At 56.8% G+C, this 22,465-nt stretch carries 20 protein-coding genes, 2 pseudogenes and 1 riboswitch; of the genes and pseudogenes, 15 read left to right on the forward strand and 7 right to left on the reverse strand.

Going from position 1 to position 22,465, the window contains the following annotated elements; translation table 11 throughout:
- The 7 genes and pseudogenes from O77CONTIG1_RS23415 to O77CONTIG1_RS08665 all read left to right on the forward strand — a co-directional run bounded on the left by O77CONTIG1_RS23415 (position 1) and on the right by O77CONTIG1_RS08665 (position 8,241).
- Complete coding sequence (locus O77CONTIG1_RS23415) at positions 1-1,113, forward strand: PAS domain-containing protein (protein WP_084782386.1); 1,113 nt, start codon at positions 1-3, stop codon at positions 1,111-1,113.
- A gap of 369 nt (positions 1,114-1,482) precedes the next feature.
- On the forward strand, positions 1,483-2,238 hold the full coding sequence (locus O77CONTIG1_RS08640) for a MinD/ParA family protein (RefSeq protein WP_068509797.1): 756 nt from the start codon (positions 1,483-1,485) through the stop codon (positions 2,236-2,238).
- Positions 2,239-2,260: 22 nt separating this feature from the next.
- Positions 2,261-2,838, forward strand: a pseudogene (locus tag O77CONTIG1_RS28335) (slr1658 superfamily regulator).
- Between the two features lie 68 nt (positions 2,839-2,906).
- The gene (locus O77CONTIG1_RS08650) at positions 2,907-3,251 is read left to right on the forward strand and encodes a slr1659 superfamily regulator (protein WP_068509799.1); all 345 of its coding nucleotides are present in this window, start codon (positions 2,907-2,909) and stop codon (positions 3,249-3,251) included.
- 59 nt (positions 3,252-3,310) lie between these two features.
- Positions 3,311-4,498, forward strand: a complete 1,188-nt coding sequence (locus tag O77CONTIG1_RS08655) for a PAS domain-containing protein (RefSeq protein WP_068509800.1) — start codon at positions 3,311-3,313, stop codon at positions 4,496-4,498.
- Between the two features lie 83 nt (positions 4,499-4,581).
- A complete protein-coding gene (locus tag O77CONTIG1_RS08660) occupies positions 4,582-5,049 on the forward strand; it encodes a hypothetical protein (RefSeq protein WP_068509802.1) in 468 nt (155 codons plus the stop codon).
- A 150-nt stretch (positions 5,050-5,199) separates the two neighbouring features.
- Positions 5,200-8,241, forward strand: coding sequence for a tetratricopeptide repeat protein (locus O77CONTIG1_RS08665; protein WP_068509806.1), 3,042 nt, complete (start codon positions 5,200-5,202; stop codon positions 8,239-8,241).
- Positions 8,242-8,306: 65 nt separating this feature from the next.
- On the opposite strand, the gene O77CONTIG1_RS08670 is transcribed toward O77CONTIG1_RS08665, so the two are convergent.
- Positions 8,307-9,770, reverse strand: a complete 1,464-nt coding sequence (locus O77CONTIG1_RS08670; RefSeq protein ID WP_225894724.1) for a HetZ-related protein — start codon at positions 9,768-9,770, stop codon at positions 8,307-8,309.
- Between O77CONTIG1_RS08670 and O77CONTIG1_RS24325 the strand changes: the two genes are divergently transcribed.
- Entirely contained in the window at positions 9,769-10,044 is a 276-nt protein-coding gene (locus tag O77CONTIG1_RS24325; protein WP_156435056.1) for a hypothetical protein, read from the forward strand. The genes O77CONTIG1_RS08670 and O77CONTIG1_RS24325 overlap by 2 nt on opposite strands.
- 226 nt (positions 10,045-10,270) lie before the next feature.
- Here the strand turns inward: O77CONTIG1_RS24325 and O77CONTIG1_RS08675 are convergent, their stop codons facing one another.
- Entirely contained in the window at positions 10,271-10,933 is a 663-nt protein-coding gene (locus tag O77CONTIG1_RS08675; RefSeq protein WP_068509808.1) for an L-threonylcarbamoyladenylate synthase, read from the reverse strand.
- Between the two features lie 39 nt (positions 10,934-10,972).
- Between O77CONTIG1_RS08675 and O77CONTIG1_RS26065 the strand changes: the two genes are divergently transcribed.
- Both O77CONTIG1_RS26065 and O77CONTIG1_RS08680 read left to right on the forward strand, forming a co-directional pair.
- A complete protein-coding gene (locus O77CONTIG1_RS26065) occupies positions 10,973-11,176 on the forward strand; it encodes a hypothetical protein (protein WP_156435058.1) in 204 nt (67 codons plus the stop codon).
- Between the two features lie 522 nt (positions 11,177-11,698).
- Positions 11,699-11,890 (forward strand): DUF2949 domain-containing protein, encoded by a 192-nt coding sequence (locus O77CONTIG1_RS08680; protein WP_068516276.1) that lies wholly within the window; start codon positions 11,699-11,701, stop codon positions 11,888-11,890.
- A 70-nt stretch (positions 11,891-11,960) separates the two neighbouring features.
- On the opposite strand, the gene O77CONTIG1_RS24335 is transcribed toward O77CONTIG1_RS08680, so the two are convergent.
- From O77CONTIG1_RS24335 to O77CONTIG1_RS08695, 4 genes and pseudogenes are all read right to left on the reverse strand, one after another.
- Entirely contained in the window at positions 11,961-12,122 is a 162-nt protein-coding gene (locus O77CONTIG1_RS24335; RefSeq protein ID WP_156435060.1) for a hypothetical protein, read from the reverse strand.
- Between the two features lie 136 nt (positions 12,123-12,258).
- On the reverse strand, positions 12,259-13,215 hold the full coding sequence (locus tag O77CONTIG1_RS08685; protein WP_068509810.1) for an ABC transporter permease: 957 nt from the start codon (positions 13,213-13,215) through the stop codon (positions 12,259-12,261).
- A 3-nt stretch (positions 13,216-13,218) separates the two neighbouring features.
- Positions 13,219-14,037 carry a PolC-type DNA polymerase III gene (locus tag O77CONTIG1_RS08690; RefSeq protein ID WP_084782388.1) on the reverse strand — a complete coding sequence of 273 codons (819 nt, stop codon included), beginning with the start codon at positions 14,035-14,037 and terminating at the stop codon, positions 13,219-13,221.
- Positions 14,038-14,104: 67 nt separating this feature from the next.
- Positions 14,105-14,586: pseudogene (locus O77CONTIG1_RS08695) on the reverse strand (transposase); the annotation flags it as partial.
- A 270-nt stretch (positions 14,587-14,856) separates the two neighbouring features.
- Between O77CONTIG1_RS08695 and O77CONTIG1_RS08700 the strand changes: the two are divergent.
- Positions 14,857-16,413: an FAD-dependent oxidoreductase gene (locus tag O77CONTIG1_RS08700; RefSeq protein WP_068509814.1), complete on the forward strand. Its 1,557-nt coding sequence runs from the start codon at positions 14,857-14,859 to the stop codon at positions 16,411-16,413.
- Positions 16,414-16,528: 115 nt separating this feature from the next.
- Here the strand turns inward: O77CONTIG1_RS08700 and O77CONTIG1_RS08705 are convergent, their stop codons facing one another.
- On the reverse strand, positions 16,529-17,587 hold the full coding sequence (locus O77CONTIG1_RS08705; RefSeq protein ID WP_084782391.1) for a linear amide C-N hydrolase: 1,059 nt from the start codon (positions 17,585-17,587) through the stop codon (positions 16,529-16,531).
- A 244-nt stretch (positions 17,588-17,831) separates the two neighbouring features.
- Positions 17,832-17,977, forward strand: a riboswitch (guanidine-I (ykkC/yxkD leader).
- Positions 17,978-18,050: 73 nt separating this feature from the next.
- On the opposite strand from O77CONTIG1_RS08705, the gene O77CONTIG1_RS08710 reads away from it, so the two are divergent.
- The 4 genes from O77CONTIG1_RS08710 to O77CONTIG1_RS08725 all read left to right on the forward strand — a co-directional run bounded on the left by O77CONTIG1_RS08710 (position 18,051) and on the right by O77CONTIG1_RS08725 (position 22,348).
- Positions 18,051-19,235, forward strand: coding sequence for an agmatinase family protein (locus O77CONTIG1_RS08710; protein ID WP_068509817.1), 1,185 nt, complete (start codon positions 18,051-18,053; stop codon positions 19,233-19,235).
- 160 nt (positions 19,236-19,395) lie between these two features.
- Positions 19,396-19,779 (forward strand): hydrogenase maturation nickel metallochaperone HypA, encoded by a 384-nt coding sequence (gene hypA, locus O77CONTIG1_RS08715; protein ID WP_068509818.1) that lies wholly within the window; start codon positions 19,396-19,398, stop codon positions 19,777-19,779.
- A gap of 81 nt (positions 19,780-19,860) precedes the next feature.
- The gene (hypB, locus tag O77CONTIG1_RS08720) at positions 19,861-20,643 is read left to right on the forward strand and encodes a hydrogenase nickel incorporation protein HypB (RefSeq protein WP_084782394.1); all 783 of its coding nucleotides are present in this window, start codon (positions 19,861-19,863) and stop codon (positions 20,641-20,643) included.
- Between the two features lie 202 nt (positions 20,644-20,845).
- Positions 20,846-22,348, forward strand: coding sequence for a sodium:solute symporter family protein (locus O77CONTIG1_RS08725; protein WP_068509819.1), 1,503 nt, complete (start codon positions 20,846-20,848; stop codon positions 22,346-22,348).
- The last annotated feature ends 117 nt before the right edge of the window (positions 22,349-22,465 follow it).

The raw sequence follows: 22,465 nt of genomic DNA on the forward strand, positions 1-22,465 counted from the left end.
ATGCAGGAGCCTTGTTCTGCCCCAGCTTCAGATCTCTCTGTCGAGCAGGCGCTGCGACTGGAAATTGCTCAGCTCCGCGCCGAACTGGAAACCCTCCGCCAAGAAAAATCTGACCTGGAAATCTTGCTGGAGATGACTACCGAACACTCCGACACTGTGGAGGCGGAGCTTCAACGTGAGGCAGAGGCAACGCTGCGCGAAAGCGAACATCGACTGGCCCAGTTTCTTGAGGCGGTGCCCGTGGGCGTGTTTGTGGTGGATGGGAGCGGCCGCTCCTATTACGCCAACCACATGGCGCAGCAAATCTTGGGCGATACGCCCCAGGCGCAGGTGACGACCGATCAACTGGCAGAAACCTACCAGGTGTATCAGGCCGGCGCAGAGCGGCTGTATCCTGCGGAGGAGCTACCCATCGTGCGGGCGCTGAAGGGCGAGAGCAGCACGGTGGATGATATGGTGCTGTGTCAGGGCGATCGCACGGTGCCGCTAGAGGTGTGGGCCAGCCCGATTTATAACGAAAAGGGGCAGGTTGTGTACGCGATCGCTGCCTTTCAAGACATCACCGAGCGCAAGCGGGCCGAAGACGCGCTGCGAATCGCCGAAGCCAACTATCGCAGCATTTTTGAAAACGCCGCCGAGGGCATTTACCAGACCACGCCCGACGGTCGCTACCTCAACGCCAATCCGGCGATCGCCCGGATGTATGGCTACGATAGCCCCGCCGAGCTCATGGCCAGCGTCGGCGATATTACACAGCAGGTATATGTGAACCCCCAGGAGCGCGATCGCTTTCGATCCCTGCTCACCCAGCACGGCGAAGTCAAAAACTTTGAATACCAGGTGTATCGCCGCGATGGCACCGTGATGTGGCTACTGGAGTCGGCGCGGAGCGTGTGCGATGGCGCGGGCAGAGTCCTCTATTACGAGGGCATGTGCATCGACATCACCCAGCGCAAACAGCAGGAACAGGCCCTCCAGCAGCGGGTGCAGCAGCTTCAGATCGAAATCGACGAGGCCAAACGCCAGCGCCAGGTCGCTGAAATCACCCAAACTGACTATTTTCGCCAGATTCAGCAAGAAGCCGAACAGTTCAAACGGCGATTGGCCGAGTAGGGCTGTGAATGGAGCTGCATGTAAGGCTGAAATAAGGCTGGAATAGCTTCTAGATTGACACCGCCCGTCATCCTCTCCAACCCCTATCCGCTTCGATCAAAATCCGCTTCGATCAAAATCCGCAGAAATCCGCCTCGATTAGAAATCCGCTTTGATAGAAAAGTTCACGAGAAAAGCTAAATTGTCCTCACGCGAAAAAATGAGAGAATAGTGGCCCAAATAGCACCCCAGTTTCAGATGAAATGCTACATAACCCGTACACGCTACGGTGATCACAACCCGCCGTAGCCGCAAATCGGAGATGCAGCAGGTGCGAATCGGGCATCAATCCGGTGTGAATCCGGTCTTTGTCATCCAGTCGAGGTTTCTGTGGCCAAAATTGTTTCGATTCATTCCTACCGGGGTGGCACAGGCAAGTCCAACCTCACCGCAAACCTGGCCACGGCGATCGCCCTCCAGGGCAACCGCGTCGCCGTCATCGACACCGACATTCCCTCACCCGGCATCCACGTCATCTTTGGGCTAGACGATCAAAAAATCGACAAAACCCTCAACGACTACCTCTGGGGCCGCTGCACGATTGCCGATGCTGCCTACAACGTCACGCCCCCCTTCTCTAATCCCAGCGGCGGCCAGGTGTTTCTCGTCCCCTCCAGCGTCAACGCCGACGAAATCGCCCGCATCCTCAACCAGGGCTATGACTTCCGCCTGCTCAACGACGGCCTGCGCCAGCTCGTGCGCCATCTCGACCTCGACTATCTGCTAATCGACACCCACCCCGGACTGAACAAAGAAACCCTCCTGTCGATCGCCGTTTCCAACCTGGTGCTGCTCATCCTGCGGCCCGACCAGCAAGACTTTCAGGGCACTGCCGTCACAGTAGACGTGGCCCGCCAGCTCGATGCCCGCCAAATGCTGCTCATCGTCAACAAAGTCCTCAGCAGCATGGATCAAAACGCCCTCAGAGAACAGGTCACCCAAACCTACAAAGTGCCCGTTGCAGGCGTGTTCACCCTGTCCGAAGAAATGATTTACCTGGCCAGCAACGGCATCTTTTTCCTGCGCTATCCTGATCATCCCTTTAGCCAGGAACTCCGTCGCGTCGTTGCCCAGGTGATCGGTTAGTCATCAGTTAATCATTGGTTTAATGCTGCAAATCTTTGGTGATTTTCAAGACGACTATCCCCCCAGCCAGGAGTTCCTGTCGCTGGCCTTTTCCCCCAGTTCTGCGCCCATCCGCCAGCGCTGGCGCGTAAACGGACTCTCGGCCGATTTCGTGGCCGACTACATGACGACCTTCTTTCCCGGCGAAGATGATTTATCATCTCCCTCTCAGCAAGATAAGGTTCGCGATGCCGTAAGCTTTATTGCAAATGAACTGCTGGAAAACGCAATGAAGTTTAGTGACGAAACCTCCGCTTTTCCAATTCAGATTCAGCTCCATTTGCACAGCGACGCGCTGGTTTTTTTGTCACAAACAGCATCAAACCCGACGGCATCACCCAATTTCAAAAGCTGATTCAGGAAATTGTTTCCAGCGATCCCGACGAGCTTTACATCCAGCGGCTAGAAGCCAACGCACTGGATGAAAGCAACTCCGGTTCGGGGCTAGGGCTATTGATTATGCTGACCAACTACGCCGCCCGCCTGGGATGGAAGTTTGAAACCCTGCCCGCAGAGCCAACCCTCACCGCCGTCACCACGATGGTCAAAATGCCCGTTTAGGCAGCAGGGTGGACAAGCTACGACAGACAATAGATGCATTAGAATCAGCAAAGATTAAGTTGAGCGCTATGGAACTCCGGGACGACGACTATCAAATCTGGTATAACGCAGAGACGCAGACATTGACCTGCCAGGGGGCGCTGCGTCTGGGCGGGCCAGACGAATACGCGCCGATCGCTCAACTATTGGATGAAGTGGTCAAGCAGGAACCTCAAAATTTGGAGCTTGATTTGCGGAAGCTGGCGTTTCTCAATAGCTCCGGGATCAACACATTGTCTAAATTTGTGATCAAAGTGCGACAAAATAGCCAGATTCAGCTTGTGATTCAGGGATCAAACGAAATCCCCTGGCAAACTAAATCATTGCCGAACTTGCAGCGATTGCTGCCTACGCTCAAGCTCCAGTTTGATTAAGGGATTCGCTCTACAGGTTCCGGCTTACGCTGTTCGATTCACGCTTTCGGTAGAACATTATGGGCCAGTCCGCACCGCTTTCTGAGCAGGCTTCCGACCCGCTGCCGTTGGAGGTGGCGGCCCTGCAACAGCAAGTCGCACAGTTGCGTCAGCAGCTTTTGCAAACGCAGCAGGAAAAGGCTGACCTGGAGGTTTTGCTGAACACGGTGACGGGCCATTCTGACCAGATATTGTCGGAAGTGGAGCAGGAAAAGACGGATCTGGAAATCTTGCTGGAAACTGCAACGGAGCATTCGATGCTGGTGGAAACCGACTTGCAGCAGCAGGTCGAGGAAGAGCGACGGCAGCGGGAGGAGCAGTTTCAGTCGATTACGGCGGCAACGCCTGTGGGGCTGCTGATTGCTGAGGTGGAAAAGGGACAAATTCTGTATGCGAATGAGCGACTGGGCGATTTGCTGGGGCTGTTGCCTGAGGCGCTGTTGGCCCAGTCTACAGTGGATTTCTATGCTCAGCCGACGGAGCGAGTGTCGGTGCTGGAGGCGATCGCCCAAAACCAGACCTACCAGGGGGAACTGCTGTTTCGGCGGGCCGATGGCAGCGTGTTTTGGGGGCTAATGTCAATACGGCCGTTTGGGTTTAACGGGCAGCAAACCCTGCTAACGGCAATTCAAGATATCAGCGATCGCAAACAGGCCGAAGACGCGCTGCGAATTGCTGAGGCAAAATATCGCGGCATTTTTGAAAACGCAGTGGAGGGCATTTTTCGGACATCTCCCTATGGCGACTATCTGGAAGTCAACCGGGCGATGGCGGGCTTATTTGGCTATGCCTCTCCGAGCGAAATGCTGGAGGCGGTTCAGGGCAAAACGGCTCAGCTTTATGTTGACCCGGCACAGCAGCGAGACTTGTGGCAGCGCCTTGAGTCCCAGGATGAAATCAAAGACTTTGAATACGAAGCCCGTCGCCAGGACGGCAGTCGCTTTTGGGCATCGGTCTGGGCGCGGGCAATCCGCAGCGAATCGGGTGAATTGCTCTACTACGAAGGGAGCTGCATCGACATTACCCAGCGCAAGCAGCAGGAAGAAGCCCTGAAACAAGAAATTCGCAAACTGCGGATTGAAGTCGATCAAACCAAGCGCCAAACAGAAGTCGCGCAAATCGAGCAAACCGACTATTTTCAATGGCTGGTGTCTCAGGCCGATGATCTGCGCCTGTTCAAAGATGCGCCACGGCAAGACGAGGGATAATCCGGCCCCGGATCAGATCGGAGATATATCGGATATAACGGATATAACGGAGGAAAATCTGCTTCTCTTTTCCCCACAGCGCTATGGTTGACCCGCTTTCTATCACGGCTGGAACAATTTTGGCCTATGCCCTGCCCAAACTGCTCGATGCCAGCCTGGAAAAGGTAGGCGAACTCCTCACCGAAGAAGCCATAAACCAGGCGAGGCAAAAGGGGCAAGCGCTGCGGCAGGCGATTTTGCGGCGACTCAATCCCGAAAAGCAACGGCAGCTAGAACAGGCCATGGCCGCCGCAGAAACCTCACCCGACGAGCGCCAGAAGCTAGAGGGCTGGCTAGAGCGGATGATGCAGCAGCATCCAGACTTTGCGGAGGAACTGCGGAAACTGGCGCAGGAAATTCACCAGATTATTAACATCGATAAGGTTCAAGGGCGAAACGTTCAGCAGGTATTTGGAGGACAAGGGCTTCAGGTAAACGACCCAAACCAGCCCGTATTTCAAATTCAGGGCAATCCGACTTTTAATCTGGGAAACCAACCCCCGACCCAATGACTGGAGCCGCCCGCTGGGGGTCGGGCAAAGTTCCCCCCACCGACGGGTTATGCAGGCAGCGACCTGCTGCCCACGCTGACCTACTGGCAAGGCCGGACTCAAGAGCAGGCGCAACTCCACACCTGGCTCAACGACGCTGCGATTCCGCTGATGGGGGTTCACGGGCTGGGGGGCTTTGGCAAATCGACGCTGGCAGCGCGGGTGTATGAAGACAGCAGCCAGTTTGTCGGGAAGTTTTGGGCAGACCTGAGCCAGACGCTGGGCTTTCCCGATGTGGCCCGACGGGCCTTGTTTGCGTGGGGAATGCCCGCCGAGCGGGTCGCCGCCCTCGAAGAACCGCAGCTCGTACCGGCGCTGGTGCAACAGCTTCAGGCTGGTTCCTATCTGCTGGTGTTGGACAATTTGGAAAGCGTGCTGACGGAGCGCGACGAGTGGCAGAGCATCACCTATCAACAGTTTTTTGAACGGCTATTGGGGACGGCGACAGCCAGCAAGGTGCTGCTGACCAGTCGCCATCGCCTGCCCGGACTGCCCGCCCGCTGGCTGCCGCTGACGGAAGGGTTGACCCCAGTGGAAGGTGCGGCGTTGCTCCGGCAAAAGGGAGTTTTGGGCAGTGATGTAGAACTGCAATCGGTTTCGGGGCGCGTGGGCGGCTATCCGCTGTCGCTAGTGCTAATTGCGGGGTGGCTGCTGACCGAAGAAGCCGCCGATCCGCAGGTGCGCTATTTGCCGGGCGATCTTTGGGCGCTGGAGGGGCGCTATCAGGGGGCGCGCCAGCTCAGCGTGGAGGAGGTGTTTGGCTGGAGCGCGGGACGGCTAGAGGAGCGCCTGCGGCAGATGCTCTGGCAGCTCAGCATTTTGCGGCAGTCCTTTAATGCGACGACAGCGGCGGCCGTGGCCGCCGACCACCGCCCAACCGAAGCCGACCTGCGCCAGCTCGACCGCCGATCGCTGCTGCAACTGCTGCCCGGCCAAGACCGCCACGGCCAGCGTCTTTTTCGCTGGCAGCCGCAGGTGCGCGAACTGGCCCAGCGCCGGGCCGGCGACCAGACCGCCGCCCATCAGCGCGCCATTGCTCACTTTGCCGAGCAGGTGCAGCCCTTGCAGCAATCGGCACAGGCTCAGCGGCAGGCAGAAACTGACCTCCTGCAAGACTATTTGGAGGTGTTTCATCATCTCTGTGAGCTGGGGGAATATGGCAGGGCACTGGGCTGGCTGACGAGCGAAACACAGCCAGGCGAGCGGTATAGCCAGTGCGACTTTTGGATGCAGCTATCGGGCTATAACGACCTGCTTGAGGCGCTGTATCGCCGCCTGGTGGACGAGTGGCAGCCCCAGGACGAAGAACGCTGGGGCTATGGCTATGCTCAGGAAAAGCTGGCCGATGTGCTGCAATTTCTCGACCAACGGGAAGCGGCGATCGCCTTGTATGACGAAGCGATCGCCACCTATCAGCAAGTGGGCGATCGAGTGGGCTATGCCAATGCGCTAAAAGCCAAAGCCGATGTGCTGCAATTTCTCGACCAACGGGAAGCGGCGATCGCCTTGTATGACGAAGCGATCGCCACCTATCAGCAAGTGGGCGATCGAGTGGGCTATGCCAATGCGCTGAGAGCCAAAGCCGATGTGCTGCAATTTCTCGACCAACGGGAAGCGGCGATCGCCTTGTATGACGAAGCGATCGCCACCTATCAGCAAGTGGGCGATCGAGTGGGCTATGCCAATGCGCTAAAAGCCAAAGCCGATGTGCTGCAATTTCTCGACCAACGGGAAGCGGCGATCGCCTTGTATGACGAAGCGATCGCCACCTATCAGCAAGTGGGCGATCGATTGGGCTATGCCAATGCGCTAAAAGCCAAAGCCGATGTGCTGCAATTTCTCAAACAATGTGATGCGGCGATCGCCTTGTATGACGAAGCGATCGCCACCTATCAGCAAGTGGGCGATCGATTGGGCTATGCCAATGCGCTAAAAGCCAAAGCCGATGTGCTGCAATTTCTCAAACAATGTGATGCGGCGATCGCCTTGTATGACGAAGCGATCGCCACCTATCAGCAAGTGGGCGCTCGAGTGGGCTATGCCAATGCGCTAAAAGCCAAAGCCGATGTGCTGCAATTTCTCAAACAATGTGATGCGGCGATCGCCTTGTATGACGAAGCGATCGCCACCTATCAGCAAGTGGGCGATCGATTGGGCTATGCCAATGCGCTAAAAGCCAAAGCCGATGTGCTGCAATTTCTCAACCAATGTGATGCGGCGATCGCCTTGTATGACGAAGCGATCGCCACCTATCAGCAAGTGGGCGCTCGAGTGGGCTATGCCAATGCGCTACAAGCCAAAGCCGATGTGCTGCAATTTCTCGACCAACGGGAAGCGGCGATCGCCTTGTATGACGAAGCGATCGCCACCTATCAGCAAGTGGGCGATCGAGTGGGCTATGCCAATGCGCTAAAAGCCAAAGCCGATGTGCTGCAATTTCTCAACCAATGTGATGCGGCGATCGCCTTGTATGACGAAGCGATCGCCACCTATCAGCAAGTGGGCGCTCGAGTGGGCTATGCCAATGCGCTAAAAGCCAAAGCCGATGTGCTGCAATTTCTCAAACAATGTGATGCGGCGATCGCCTTGTATGACGAAGCGATCGCCACCTATCAGCAAGTGGGCGCTCGATTGGGCTATGCCAATGCGCTAAAAGCCAAAGCCGATGTGCTGCAATTTCTCAACCAATGTGATGCGGCGATCGCCTTGTATGACGAAGCGATCGCCACCTATCAGCAAGTGGGCGCTCGATTGGGCTATGCCAATGCGCTACAAGCCAAAGCCGATGTGCTGCAATTTCTCGACCAACGGGAAGCGGCGATCGCCTTGTATGACGAAGCGATCGCCACCTATCAGCAAGTGGGCGATCGATTGGGCTATGCCAATGCGCTGTGCGGCCGCGCCAGCCTGCTGGAAGATACCTCAGCAGCGCTGGAGGCATTTTTGCAGGCGCAGCAAATCTATCTCGCAATTAATCATCCTTACAGCCAGGCTCGTAATTTGATTTTGTACATCTCGCCAGCTCAGGCGGCGCTGGGGCAAGTGGATGCGGCGCTAGGGTCGCTCCAACAGGCCGCAGAGATTGGCCAGGCGATTGGCGTAGACATCCTTGTGCAATATGCACAGCAGAGAATGGCGGAGTTGCAGGGTTGAGATTTTGGATTTTGGATTTTGGAATCGGCGCGAGCGGTTCTAGCAAACCGGGGCTGCCGCTCGTCTCACTGATTCCGAAACTGCCATGCGGCCTCTAGCACCTGCACCCAGCGCTTTTGCACCTGCTTGGGCGTGCAGCGGAGGGCCTGGGCGATGGCCGTGTCGGGTTGCCGCTGCATTTTTAGCCGCAAGAGCTGGCGCTGGTCAGCGGTTAGCTGCGCCTGAAACGCCTCCCACTGGTGCTGGGGCATTCCCAGGTTTTGATCCAAATCGGCACCAAGCCACTGGTGGACGAGTTGCCAGCGGTGAGAGCGCGAGAATTTTTCGACGTGATACTTAAATCGCTGCTGCAAATAGTCGCGCTGGCGGGGCGACAGGCCGAGGATTTCGTCGATTTCGGGGGCGGTGAGGTCCTGCATTTTTAGGATGAGATAGTCGATGCAGTCCTGCTGCTTTTGGGATTCTAGGTATTGCACCAGTTCTGCCACGACGCGATCGCGCAGGACGGAATCTGACGGGTCTAGCGCTTCGGACACCATCTGTTCTCTCACCTGCTGCACCACGGGCGATCGGCTGTGGATGTCGGCATCGTCGCCCCGCGCCGATTCTACCGCCAGATCCAGATCGACGGACGTTTCGGCGGGCTGGCGACGGGCAAACCCCTGCGCCCGCAGCACAATGAGCTGCTGGTTTCGGCGGCCGGGCAGGTTGATGCGGCGCTTGGCATATTGCTCCATAAAGGCCATGTATTCCGCCAGTTCTAGCCGGGTCTGGGGGCGATAGTCTTCGGGCAAAAAGTTCTCTTTGCGAAACGCCTTCAGCACTTCGATGTAGAAGATTTGCATGAAGTCTTCGATCATCTCGTAGCGGGCCTGAAAGCCAAGCTGGGCGCGGCTGCGCGTGATGTGGCGATAGACAATGGCGCTGAGGTGGCTGTGTAGCTCCACCCGACCGCGCCGCGACCCCAGCCGATAGTAGGTGAGGCACTTTTGCAGGCGGTGTTGGGCCAGCGTCCACTGCCAGGTTTCGACCTGTCCTGAAGACTGGATGCGATCGCTCTTGGTGCAAATCCGCTCGACTTCGGCCACAATCCGCCGCATCACCGTGTCGGCGCTGGTTGGCCGCTTAGCCAGTGCGGATTCCAACTCGTTTACCAAGCGCTCCACAAGCTGGAGGTTCTGAATTTCGGGCGGCTGGGCGGGTGGGAGGGCTGCATCGTTTGTGTCGGTCGATAGGGAGGGGGAGTTGGAGGGGGCGATCGCCAGCGATTCTGTATCCACCTCCGCCATCAGATCAACAGAATCTAGCAGCGGAGCAGAACTCGACCCGGCTGCCAACAAAGCATCCACAGAATCCGTAGAATCCGTCGCTTCTGAGCGATCCGACGAAAAGGCCGCAGATGGCGACGCAGTGTGCGTATCGTGGGGACGAGGTTGATTAAAGTCGGCAGAGACGACCGGAGTATGAAAACCAGAAGCCGTAGACGCAGGCGTGGCACAAGTGGGGAATTTGGCGGGTTCGAGATTCATGACGATGTGGGTGATGCACGGGTTGGTAGAGCAACTGCCGCAGGGCGCGGAGCAAACTGCAAGGCGGTGTCGCCCGCTGGATGCCACCGAACTCAGCAGTCATAATCAGGTCTACACGCTCCCCCGGAGGGAGTACGGCTTCGTCCGGATGGGGCTATGTCACTTTTTATGCTGGTCTTGCGGGGTAAGACGCGGAGCGGGGTTCACCCGTATTCACCAAACCGCTGAATTTTGCAGGAACTCCAGACGAATCGGGCAGACGACGGGTGGGTAGCTGTCCCTGAGGGAATCGAACCAAAGGGGGTGCCAGTTGACCAGGTGGCTAAATTTTGGTTTAGTCCTGATCGGGCGAATGAATCGGGCAAATGAATCGGGCGTGTGACCGGGGTCGGGGTCTTCGCAAAAAGCGGGCTTTCCGAAAACGCCTGCGCTGCAAGGGGGGCGGCGCGACTCTCAGATCTCCGGCAAGCGGCCCAAGCGGGCGTGGCTCTGGCGGGGGGCTAGTCCGGTTCTGGTTCTCCCACCAGCCCGATAACCGCCTCTACTCCTAGACCCTTTCGCAAGAGAATAGGTTCCTCTCCCGTCAGATCTAGCATGGTAGACACCTGATATCCCACGCGAGAATCGTCGTCGATGATGAGATCCACCAACTTATCAAAGCGGTCGAACAGTTCAGGTTTAGAAATGTGACTGGGGGGAGCGGGCGACTGAGAATCAAACGCTGTGGTTGCAGAGGTGGAGATAATCGGGTTGCCCAGCGTCGTCAGCACCGCCTGACAGACCGTATGATCCGGAACTCGGATGCCCGTTGTTTTGCGTTTGGGGTCCATGACGAGCCGGGGCACGAGCTTGGTGGCGGGCAGCAAAAAGGTGTAGGGGCCGGGAATCAGCCGTTTGATCAGTCGATAGGCGGCATCGCTGACATAGGCGTAGCTGGCGATGTTCGACAGGGATGAGCAAAGAAAGGTTAAGGGTTTGTCGCTTGAAAGCTGCTTAATTTTGCGGACGCGCTCGATGGCCGATTTGGCGTTGAGGTCGCAGCCAATTGCGTAGACTGTATCGGTGGGATAGAGCAGCACAGCCCCGTCCTGAAGCGCATCACAGACCTGATCGACCTTGCGCTTCTGGGGAGTTTCAGGATGGATGCTGTAGACGATTGCCATGCAGGTGTTCTGTAAAGGGGTGCGGCGTTCTGATGGAGCTTGCCCCAATTACGTCCGTGGAACTACGGGCGCGGCTGCTTTATCCGCCAGCCAGGGCATCAAACTATCGTACTCTTGCGGACGGTGAATCGTGGGATGGGGGTTTTTAATTCAGTACGAGATGAATTTCTCCTGATTTTTGGGCAAGGGGCGATCGCCCGCCAAAGTTTGGAGTATCCTGGTAAATCCCGCGCTCTGTTTTGAGAGACACGGCATCACTGGGAGCGTTTGGCTTGTGTAGCTCCACTGAGGTTTTACGCAAAACCCACTGGGGAACCTACCGACTCCAAATTTCATCTGAGTCACTCAACCTGCAAGCATCAAGCTGCTGGAATCGAAAGGCTAACCTAATCGCACTTGATTCAAAAAGTTCGATGAAGAAAATCTAAAGCCTTGGTAGTTGGTCGTAATTCCATCGGTGGGTGCTGATAACAGTAGTAAACTGGCAGGCTGGTGTTTCCAGCCGCAGTCTGATGGTTTTGGCAATGGCTGTTTGCTGCAAGCGCCACTTCTGGCATGGGATATTTCCAATCAGGCAGTGCGCTTGAAACGATCCTGATTTCAGAACTGGCTTCAGGACGAACCGACGAAAAGACGCAGGAAAGATTGCTGGAATCTGCATTGATTCAGTGTTCTGCCCAACTTACCATTCTCGTTAATTCAGCAAATCAGCAAACTCTTCAAATCCACAAAATCCACAAACAACCCCAAGGAGGTGAACCTGCTATGACCCCGCTGACCTATGCAAGACTCATCAAGTTCTTGCGCGAAGAACTATCGGTGCCGGATGCGTCGATTGCGATCGCCCAGAAACACCTGGAGCATGACCCGGGCCCGCTGCCAATGATCCTGTGGCAATACGGCCTGGTGACGCTGGAACAGCTCGACCGCATTTATGACTGGCTCGAAACCGCCTGACTGCTGCCTGCGGCACTTGAAGCGGACACTGGAAGCGACCACTGGAAGCGACCACTGGAAGCGACCAACGTTAGGGCTGCTGCAAGATTTGCCGACATTCCTCCAAGGTCGTTGGGCGGTTGATGGTACTGCCAATCCACGATCCAAAAAACAGCATTAGCAGGATGATTAGCACGATTGGGCTGGGATCGCCCCATCCATCAGGATTGCCAGGTGGCTCAATTTTGCTCATGGCGATCGCCTCACAGAACTTTTCACACTGAACTTTTCACACTGAACCGTTAACGCGGCATATTGACGCGGCATGAGGCGCACCGGAGTGCGTGAATCCCTCATTCCTCCACTAGGATATCTTTTCCAACGCTCCGTCACCCGTGTACTCGTGGATCTAGCCAGCCGTATAGCAAATCGGCGACCAGGTTTAGCAGCACCACGAGGACGGAGAAAATAAAGGCGATCGCCATCACCACGGGCGTATCGCTGCGGCTGATGGACTCGATCAGCAGCGCCCCTATCCCCGGCACACGGAAGACCTGTTCCACCACCAGCGACCCGGTAAATAGGCTGGGCAAATCCAGCGCCACCAGCGTCACCACGGGAATCAGCGCATTTCGCAAAGCATGAGCCAGCACGATGCGCCGTTTTGACAAACCTTTGGCGTGGGCCGTGCGGATGTAGTGTTGTGGCAGTTCGTCGAGCATGGCGGCCCGCACAAACCGCATCAGCACCGCCGTTTGAAACAACACCAGGGTAGCGACTGGCATCAGCGATTGCTTGAGTTGCAGCAGGAAGCTGTTCCAATCCCGCACGACCAGGGTGCTGTCGTAGATGAAGGGCAGCCACCGCCGCTGCACGCTAAACACGATAATCATCAGCAGACTGGTGACGAAGGTAGGCAGCGAAAAGCCCATTAGCACCGCCGAAGTGAAGACCTGATCGGCGACGGAATCGCGCCGCAGGGCAGAAAAGACCCCCAGCGGCAGGGCGATCGCCACGGAAATCAGGTACGACAATCCCGCGATCCACAGGGTCGTCGGCAGCCGCTGCAAAATCAACCCGCTGACGGGGCTACGACTGGTGAAGGAATAGCCCAGGTCGCCGCGCAGCAGTGCCCCCAGCCATTTCACGTAGCGGACGGGCAGGGGTTGGTCGAGGCCGAGCGATCGCCGGATGTTTTCCCGCACCTCTGCGGTGATGGCTGGATTGCTGGCAAATTCCGACATCGGATCGCCCGGAGCCACCGCCAAAATCGTGAAAATGACCAGGCTAATCGCCAGCAGCGTCAGCCCTAGCCCCAGCAGCCGCATCGCCGAATAGCGAATCATTGCCTAGTCTCCCAGCAGCGAAAGCTGAGCCGGGTTAGCCGCCTCTAGCACTGCCGCCCGCGCCAGTTCTCCCACCGCCCGCTCTACGTCGCCCCGACGATAAAGCAGCGTGCTGCTGCGGCCCCGCGCCACCACTTTCCCTTCAATTCCCAGGGACATTAGCAGTTTGGCGGCTTTCTTTTGCCGCTGCCCCAGCAGTTGCGCCGCATATTTCAAGGGCATCACCTGACGCGCAAACCGGGCCAGCAGCACCCTATCCTCTTCGTTGCAGAGTTCTGTCAGCAATCGTTCGGCTAGCAGCCAGCAGGCTAGGGTATCCGCCGCTGCCCGGTGCGACGTGTCGATGGGAAATTGAAAATGCTGCACCAGCTTGGGCAGACTGCGCGAGGGCAAATCCGGCAACATCAGCCGCGATAGCTCTACAGTGCAAAGCTGCATCCACTCAGGGCGCATAAACTCTACGCCCAGCCGTCGATATTCCGCCTGCAAAAAGCCGTAGTCAAATTCCAGATTGTGGGCCGTCAGCACGCCCGTTTGCAGCAGCGGCAAAAAGTCGGGCAGCGCTTCGGCCGCTGTAGGAGCCGTTGCCACCATTTCTGGCGTAATACCCGTAATCCGCACAATCTTGGCAGGAATCAGCGCTTCCGGATTCAGCAGCGTAGACTGCTGACGCTGCACTCCCTCCTCCAAACTGGCGTGCAGCACCGATAGTTCTGTCATGCGATGCTTAAACGCCAGTCCGCCCGTCGTCTCCACATCCACCACCGTCAGCGGCTGTTGGCTCAGTTGGCGATAGTGCTGTAGCAGTTGGGGAGAGAGCATGGGTGGGGGTAGGAAAGGAGAGCAGAGACCACGTTGATTAAGATATGCAATTTTGGAGAGTGTCGATGGCAATGTTGTTGAGTGCCCAGTCAAGCAGATTGTGGACTGATTCTTCATTGGGGAAACACCCCTTGGTCTTGAGCCACTCACGCAATGAACGATTGAGCGACTCAATCGCATTGGTGGTGTAAATCACGTTGCGAATGTCTGGTGCATCGTCAGCGCAGTAAAGAAGACGAGGATGTTGTCTCGGTGGCGAAACCAGATTTGGGAAATCGTCGGGTAATGATTGTCCCACTTGTCAGCGAAGTTTTCCAGTGCCGTCTCAGCTTTCTCTATCATTGCAGCTTGATAAATCGGTTTGAGGTCGGCTATCACTTCGGCTTGACTCCTCCAGGGTATATAGCGCAGAGCGTTGCGAATCAGATGCACGATACACAACTGCACCCGTGTTTTGGGAATGACCGCAGCAATTGCCTCTGGCAACCCTTTGAGTCCTATAGCTTCGCCCCGCCTTTGGCGAACGACACAGGCAATGAAAATGTCTTCCACGGTGCTTAAACCCTGGGCGTACATTGCCATGATCTGGTCATCCAGACCGCTCAAGCGCTGCTCCCAGACTCTCACTTCCCGTCTTTATCCGTCTTTGGTCACTCTAACGTCTTCCAGCTTCTTAGTTTTGTCAGCCAAATGGGGATGCCAAGTCAGTCAATCTCTGTCGTGGGGCGCGATTCGGCTTCAAACCTTTGATGGAGGGGTGTTCAGCGGTCAAGGTGATAGGTTGACACTAGCCTTTGATAAACCGAAGCAAGCACTGATATGCAATACCCTCACTCCACTCAATCTTTCTGGATTGATTCGACTCAAACTCTTGCGCCTTACGCCAATCTAATTAGCGAAACCTTTAACGGAGTTACGGTCGATGTCGCCATTGTCGGCGCGGGCATGGCTGGACTGACTGCCGCCTACCAGCTTGCCAAGTCGGGTAAAACCGTTGCCGTGCTTGAGGCAGGAGCGATCGCCGCTGGGGTGAGTGGGCACACCACGGCAAAAGTGACCTCCCTGCACCAGCTCATTTACGCGCAACTGATCAAAGATCTGGGCGAAAATAAGGCGCGGCTCTATGCCGAAGCCAATCAAACCGCTGTGGAATTTGTGGCACAACTGGTGGAGCGGGAGCAAATTGACTGCGACTTTAGCCGCCAGACTGCGTACACCTTTGCAGAATCCGCCGACCAACTCCAGTCCATCCACGATGAGGTCGAGGCGGCACAAACGCTGGGGCGACCTGCCAACTTCGTGACCGAAACGTCGCTGCCATTCCCCATTGCTGGAGCAGTGGCGTTTAGCAACCAGGCCCAGTTCCACCCGCGCCGCTACCTGGCGCATCTGGCAAGAGCGATCGCCGCTGATCCCAACAACTATATTTTCGAGCATTCTCGCGTTCTGGAAATTAACGAGGGCGAACCCTGCCAGATTGTGACCGCGCAGGGCACGGTTCACGCTAAGGACGTGCTGGTGACGACGAACCTGCCATTTTTGGATCAGGGCTTGTTTTTTGCCAAGTCCTACGCCAAGCGGTCGTATATCATCGCTGCGCCGATTGAGGGCGATCGCGCACCGCAGGGCATGTTCATCGGCACAGGCGAGGGCTATCGCTCTATCCGCACCACGCCCTATCAGGATCGGCTACTGCTGCTAATCGGCGGCGAGGGTCACAAAACGGGCAGCGACGAGGCCACTGAGGAACGCTTTGAGCGGTTGGAGGAATACGCGCGATCGCGCTTTGGCGTGCGGGAAATCGCCTATCGCTGGTCGAGCCAAGATTTCGTCTCGTTCGACAAGGTGCCCTACGTCGGCAAGCTCACGCCCATGACAAACCATCTCTATGTGGCGACGGGCTTTAGCCTGTGGGGGATGACCAACGGCACGGCGGCTGGGCTGGTATTGGCAAACACGATTCTGGGCATCGAAAATCCCTGGGCAGATCTCTACGACTCGCTGCGGGCTACGCCGTTTGTCACCACCGACTCGCTCAAGAATAACCTGGAGACAGGGATTCACTGGGTGGGCGATCGCCTCAAAGCGCTCCAGCACCACTCCTTTGATGATGTGGCTGCAGGCGAGGGCAAGCTCATCACCATCGAAGGCAAACAGCTTGCCGCCTACCGAGACGAATCCGGACAAATCCACGCTGTGTCCCCCGTCTGCACCCACCTAGGCTGCATCGTGAACTGGAACGCCGCTGAGAAAAGCTGGGACTGCCCCTGCCACGGCGGCCGCTTCAGCTGCCAGGGCGAGGTGCTACACGGGCCGCCCGTCGAAAACCTAGAGGTCTACCCGGTGTCTACCACCGAAACGGTCGGAACTCGATAGAGAACTCGATAGAGTAAGAAGCAGATAAGAAGCGCGATAAAAGTAAGGTCTCGACGTGCGGTGTAGGAAGGCTATGCCGCACGTTCTCCATTTGCAGCGTCCAATTATTTATCTATCAATCGGACGGTTGAAACGCAAACGGTGCTGCGGCCACAAACTGACTGGAGACTTCGCCAGAGAAGATCACCTGCTGTCTGTCGCCCAGATCCAGCGTTCTGACCCCAGAACTAGGCGAAAAGTCTACCTTTTTCAGGTCTACCCAAAACACATTGGGCGAAATTGCCGACTCAAAGTAATACAGCTTGTCCTTGTGATCCGCTACGACACGCCAGCGCGTGGTAGATAGGTTAGGTTGATCAGATACGCTGATGCCATAGGGAACCGACACATTTCGCATGACGCTGAATACAGACGCAGCGGCAATGCGCGGATCGTCAGTTTGGGGAATGGCGTTGATATAGAAGCTAGCGCGGGCAAAGCGGTCGGTGGCGCGGCTGGTTCCGGGCAAAAAGCTGAGTCCGTCTATCTGTTGCCAATAGGATGTGATCGCAAGCTGTTCTGCAAACACTGGCTCGTTGGTCATGACCTGATAGTCGCGGCTGTGGTGAATTTGCAACTCCCCATCTACCCATTCCAGAATGGCGCTGTCGCCCGTTGCATCCGACAGAGACAGGTGAATTGTTGCCAGTCGCCCCGGTTGACCGGGCACTTCGCCTGCCCCTACGTGAAACGGGTTAGCGCGGAGATGCTCAACCGCTTCGGTCACAGTGGCAAAGTTATCTAGAAAATATTGCGCCCAGATGGATAGCGAAAGGCGCGGCGTTCTGCCGTCGTTTTCGGGATATTTGGACACGGCTAACCACAGGGCATTAACCACTAGTCCCGGCTCGTTCATGCCGTCTACGGTGGCAATGTTATAGCCGCTGACGACTACGCTGCCGTATTTGGAAGTCCAGCGCATGGAGGTGGGGCCAGCCGCACCGCTGCGCTCCATGCCCCGTGGAAAAATCCACAAATTGCTGAGAATTTCGAGCTTCCAGTCCATACTGCGCCCGGTGAGGACACGCCCTGCGGGGCCTTGATAGACAGCCCGCGTGCAGGCTTCGGCGGGTGCTGCAACGAAGAGCGTTGTGGAGAGTAATAGAGCAAACAGAGCCTTTGGGATACGTTTCATAGTGTATCGATCATTACTAAATTGAACATGTTATGACTTGCGACGTATCCTATCTCGATTGCCCCCTGCGTTTCAAGATCAGCAGACTGCAAGCCTGAGCGTTCATTTTGGGGGCACCTGTAAAACTTTGCGACTGCCCCATCGCTTCCAATATCAGCAAACGATGACAAGTCCGACCTAGAGCGTATCTGAAGCTACAAACCTTATCTACTGCTCTTGTTAATCTCCTGCTAACTCAACAAAAGCATTTAGCTTCTAGGGTTCCGGCTTGTAGAGCGTTGATTTTAACGTTCTGCGTAAGCGACTGGTTCAAGAGAGGCAAGCTGGTTTCAGAGCATTTCACCACTGAGATCTCTGCCAGTTCCACGGAGGGATAAAAGCCCGGGAGACGGTTGCCTTGTGCGGCCTGTCTTCTGGGCTTTGTTGTTGCATCCAGATTGAATGAGTGCATTGAACAGGCGTTATGACGAACGAACCCAATTTTCAGGCTCCCAATTCTTCCAGTTTCGAGGCGCAGCGGGCGCTAGAGCGCGAGGCTCGGCTACCGCTGACGGGCTGGCAGCAGGAAGTGTCCAAGGGGTTGGAGTATGGGCTGGAGGCGGCAGACAGCATCCGCGATCGCTCTATTCCCACCTTCTCTCGTGGCGAACTACCCCACTATGCAGGCATCAACACCTTTTTGAAAGCGCCCTACCTGGAAGACGTGCGGAAGGTGGGAGAGTATGACGTGGCGATCGTCGGCATTCCCCACGACTCTGGCACCACCTACCGTCCTGGCACGCGGTTTGGGCCGCAGGGCATCCGCCGCATCTCCGCCCTCTACACGCCGTATAACTTTGAACTGGGCGTAGACCTGCGGGAGCAAATTACGCTGTGCGACGTGGGCGATGTGTTTACCATCCCTGCCAACAACGAAAAGTCGTTTGACCAAATTTCCAAAGGGGTCGCCCATGTGTTTGCGTCGGGGGCCTTCCCGATTCTGCTGGGTGGCGACCACTCTATCGGCTTTCCCACGGTACGCGGGGTGTGTCGGCATCTGGGAGATAAGAAAGTCGGCATTATCCACTTTGATCGCCATGTAGACACGCAGGAAACCGACCTGGATGAGCGGATGCACACCTGCCCCTGGTTTCACGCAACCAATATGGCAAACGCCCCCGCCAAAAATCTAGTGCAACTGGGCATCGGGGGCTGGCAGGTGCCGCGCCAAGGGGTGAAAGTGTGCCGCGATCGCGCGACGAACATCCTCACGGTGACTGACATTACGGAAATGGGAATCGACGCTGCCGCAGAATTTGCCCTAGAGCGGGCCCTCGACGGCACTGATTGCGTCTGGATCAGCTTCGACATCGACTGCATCGATGCGGGCTTTGTCCCTGGCACGGGCTGGCCAGAACCAGGCGGGCTGCTGCCGCGAGAAGCACTGGCCCTGCTGGGCAAGATCGTCCAGCGTGCGCCCATCTGCGGACTGGAGGTAGTAGAAGTTTCGCCCCCCTACGATGTCAGCGACATGACGGCGCTGATGGCGACTCGCGTAATTTGCGACACGATGGCGCACTTGGTGATTTCGGGGCAACTGCCGCGTCAGGAAAAGCCCGCCTACATTCACACCGAAGCAAATATGGCGGTGGATCAGGCGTGGTCGTAGCAGGGGGGAACCTGTGCATGAAATGATGCGCTTAACGTCTGTTTCTAACGTCTATTTCTATTGTCGTGAAGCGTGTTATGGGGCGATCGCCCTCCCTCTCAATTGCCATCCGTTTCTAGTTCCACGCAGCGTTCTCGCTTTACTCCTCCGTTAATCCGATATGCATGAAACCGACATGACCAAAGCGCTCATCCTGACAGTCAAAGACTGGTGGGAATCGCAGCCCGATCGCCCCACCATTCACCGCATCCATCTGATCGTCGGGCAATTTACCTGCGTCGAACCCGCCAGCCTGCGGTTTGCCTTTGAGGTGCAGACCCAAAACACCTTCCTGCACGGTGCAGAGCTAGCGATTCAGGAAACGCCCCTGATTGCCTTTTGCCACACCTGCCAGCAGGAGTATGCGCCGGAGATTGGGCTGCAATATGCCTGCCCCACCTGCCACGCGCCGATGGACGACATCCGCTCTGGGCGAGAACTCAAAATTGACCGGATTGAATACGCCGCCGCCCACAGCGCCGACCTAGCACCCATCGGTAAATAAGGCATTTTGTCTTTTACTGACTCAACTAAAACGCTTGACTAACCGACTCGACACACTCTCGATACCCACCGTTGAACCACCATGCACCTGACCCACGACGCTGCAATTGAAATGAACCTGCTCCACGCCAACCAGGCCGGAGCCGACCACAACCGCGCCCATTTTGACGAATGGGGCATCACCTGCCTGAACCTGATGAGCAGTCCCGGCGCGGGCAAGACGGCCCTGCTGGAGCGCACCCTAGAGCAACTTGCGCCCCAAATCAACATTGCCGTGATTGAAGGCGACATGACCACAGAACTCGATGCCGACCGGCTTCGCCAGCATGGGGTTCCAGTGGTTGCCATTAACACCGGGCGATCGTGCCACCTGGACTCGCGCATGGTGGCGGGCGGCATTCACCTGCTGGAACACCAGTGCAATCCAGCAGCGCTCGACCTGGTGCTGGTAGAAAACGTGGGCAACCTGGTGTGTCCAGCGGAATTTGAAGTGGGAGAACACGCTAAGGTCGCGCTGCTCAGCATAACCGAGGGCGAAGACAAGCCGCTGAAATATCCCATTATGTTCCGCGAAGCCAATTGTCTGCTGATTACCAAGATGGATCTGGCTCCGCATCTGGAGGTGGATCTGGAAAAGCTGGTGGCGAACGTGCGCCAGGTCAATCCGCAGGTGGTTATCTTACCCGTTTCCGCCAAAACTGGGGCAGGGCTGGAGGCGTGGTTTGACTGGGTGCGATCGCAGCTTGGTTCACCGGACGAATCACAGCGTCATTCACTAGGCTGTTCGCAATACCATTCAGAAAACAAGGTTCAAAACCATTCGCAACACCCTGCGACCACTTCCCCAATGGCGATCGCCCCTTAGCAGATTTTGCGCTCAGGGACTTGATTTAGGGTATTGCATCAGGCGTGCATCGACGCACACAAAAGGTAGCAGTGGAGGTGGGGGACACCTCCGGCCAGAGACATGACCCCGCCCCAACTGGCTCCCAGATCGACCGAAACCAAATCGATGACAGCTTAATCCACTGTCAACCGTTCACTCTATCGACCAGGAACAACTCATTATGGCAGAACATATCTTTTTCTGGGGGATTATCGTATTCCTCCTGGGAACTTTGGGCGTTGGTGTTTGGGCCTCCAAACAGATCAAAGGCGACAGCGTCAATTATCTCGTTGCAGGGCGAGGACTCGTCTTGCCCCTGGCGGCGGCAACCCTCATGGCCCAGTCTGTGGACTCAAACGCCACAATGGGCAACATGGATCTTTCGTCCCAGTTTGGCTTTTGGGCGGGCGCGTCCCTACCGCTGGGGCTGGCGCTCTGCCTGTTTCTCACGGCGCTGTTTTTTGCCAAGCCGATGAACCGCATGAAGCTAATCACGCTGCCCGATTTCTATCGAGTCAAGTATGGTCGGCGCGTTGAGATCGTCGCCTCGGTGATCATGGTGCTGAGCTTTGCCTTTTTGTTGGCGGGCAACTTGGTGGCGGGCGGCTTCTTGTTTCAGGGATTTTTGGGTACCAGCTACACAGCCGGCGTGCTGCTGATTGCCACCATTGTCTTTGCCTACACGGCTAGCGGCGGGCTGTTTGCCGTAGCCTACACAGACGCAATTCAGGTGGCGATCGCCTTCTTGGGAACCCTGGCGCTGTTGGGCTTTATGAGCAGCAGCTTTGGGCTAAACGTGCCCGAAGGCATGGGGCCGCTGGCCCTGGGACAGTTGACAGACCCCGGACAGGGAGCCGCCGTGAACTGGGCTACCCTGCTGGCGCTGGGGCTGGGCGATATTGTGGCGATCGACTTTATGGCGCGGGTCTTTGCCGCCGACAGCCCCGAAACGGCTCAGCGGGCCTGCTTAATTGGCTCTCTAGGGACAGTAATCATCGGCGTTCCCTTTGCGATGATGGCGTTGGGCGCACCGGGCATCCTGGCAGGATTGGGTGTGGAATCGGACGGTCCCATCCTGCTGTCGCTCCTCAAAAACGTGGCACCGCCCCTGCTCAGCCTGCTGGTCATCGCTGCGATTCTATCTGCGTCTCTCTCCACCGCCGATGGCGCAATTTTGGGAACCTCGTCGGTAATTGCCCACAACATTCTGGGCATTCGCCACACCGACCACAACGCCGGGGGCGATCGCCTGCTGGCTCTTACCCGAACAATGGCACTGGTCATCACCATCCTGGGCGTAATCTTTGCCCTGCTAGTACCCCAAACGGGCATCTTACTGCTGCTGGCGTTTGACCTAGGCTTTGCGGGGCTGCTGGTGCCGCTGGCGGGCGGGCTATATTGGCCCAAAGCGACCCGCTACGGCGCAATGGCCTGCATTTTAGTGGGCACGGCGGCGCGACTGCTGTTTTTTGTGCTGATGCCCACCATGTTTGGCGCAGACAACACGTTGCTCTACATTCCCAACCCTATCTTCACCGCCGACTTTGACGGATTCCCCACGCTGATCAGCCCGCTGCTGGGGCTAGCCGCCTTTGTGATCGTGTCGCTGATGACCCAGCGCAGTCGCGGCGCAGCGCCCGAAGTTGTTGAATTGGAGGCTATGCAGCCCGTTGAGCGGTCGTAGAGTAAAAAACGAAGAACGAAGAACGAAAAACGAAGAGGGGAAAAGGCGTGCTAAGGGGGTGGAGAGTTGACGGGTTGGGATAGGCGGGTTGGGATAATGGAGGGAATCTTCGGACGC

Origin of the sequence: Leptolyngbya sp. O-77, from assembly GCF_001548395.1 — a bacterium.
Classification (GTDB): Bacteria; Cyanobacteriota; Cyanobacteriia; order Elainellales; family Elainellaceae; genus Thermoleptolyngbya.

Bases quoted from the DNA above. Each gene is read 5' to 3' on its own strand.
- O77CONTIG1_RS08710 (WP_068509817.1), top strand. From the start codon at position 18,051: ATGACGAACGAACCCAATTTTCAGGCTCCCAATTCTTCCAGTTTCGAG.
- O77CONTIG1_RS08690 (WP_084782388.1), bottom strand. From the start codon at position 14,037: ATGCTCTCTCCCCAACTGCTACAGCACTATCGCCAACTGAGCCAACAG.
- O77CONTIG1_RS08655 (WP_068509800.1), top strand. From the start codon at position 3,311: ATGGGCCAGTCCGCACCGCTTTCTGAGCAGGCTTCCGACCCGCTGCCG.
- O77CONTIG1_RS08665 (WP_068509806.1), top strand. From the start codon at position 5,200: ATGGGGGTTCACGGGCTGGGGGGCTTTGGCAAATCGACGCTGGCAGCG.
- O77CONTIG1_RS08680 (WP_068516276.1), top strand. From the start codon at position 11,699: ATGACCCCGCTGACCTATGCAAGACTCATCAAGTTCTTGCGCGAAGAA.
- O77CONTIG1_RS08650 (WP_068509799.1), top strand. From the start codon at position 2,907: ATGGAACTCCGGGACGACGACTATCAAATCTGGTATAACGCAGAGACG.
- O77CONTIG1_RS08670 (WP_225894724.1), bottom strand. From the start codon at position 9,770: ATGAATCTCGAACCCGCCAAATTCCCCACTTGTGCCACGCCTGCGTCT.
- O77CONTIG1_RS08725 (WP_068509819.1), top strand. From the start codon at position 20,846: ATGGCAGAACATATCTTTTTCTGGGGGATTATCGTATTCCTCCTGGGA.
- O77CONTIG1_RS08675 (WP_068509808.1), bottom strand. From the start codon at position 10,933: ATGGCAATCGTCTACAGCATCCATCCTGAAACTCCCCAGAAGCGCAAG.
- O77CONTIG1_RS08705 (WP_084782391.1), bottom strand. From the start codon at position 17,587: ATGAAACGTATCCCAAAGGCTCTGTTTGCTCTATTACTCTCCACAACG.
- O77CONTIG1_RS08660 (WP_068509802.1), top strand. From the start codon at position 4,582: ATGGTTGACCCGCTTTCTATCACGGCTGGAACAATTTTGGCCTATGCC.
- O77CONTIG1_RS08685 (WP_068509810.1), bottom strand. From the start codon at position 13,215: ATGATTCGCTATTCGGCGATGCGGCTGCTGGGGCTAGGGCTGACGCTG.
- hypA (WP_068509818.1), top strand. From the start codon at position 19,396: ATGCATGAAACCGACATGACCAAAGCGCTCATCCTGACAGTCAAAGAC.
- O77CONTIG1_RS08700 (WP_068509814.1), top strand. From the start codon at position 14,857: ATGCAATACCCTCACTCCACTCAATCTTTCTGGATTGATTCGACTCAA.
- hypB (WP_084782394.1), top strand. From the start codon at position 19,861: ATGCACCTGACCCACGACGCTGCAATTGAAATGAACCTGCTCCACGCC.
- O77CONTIG1_RS24325 (WP_156435056.1), top strand. From the start codon at position 9,769: ATGACGATGTGGGTGATGCACGGGTTGGTAGAGCAACTGCCGCAGGGC.
- O77CONTIG1_RS23415 (WP_084782386.1), top strand. From the start codon at position 1: ATGCAGGAGCCTTGTTCTGCCCCAGCTTCAGATCTCTCTGTCGAGCAG.
- O77CONTIG1_RS24335 (WP_156435060.1), bottom strand. From the start codon at position 12,122: ATGAGCAAAATTGAGCCACCTGGCAATCCTGATGGATGGGGCGATCCC.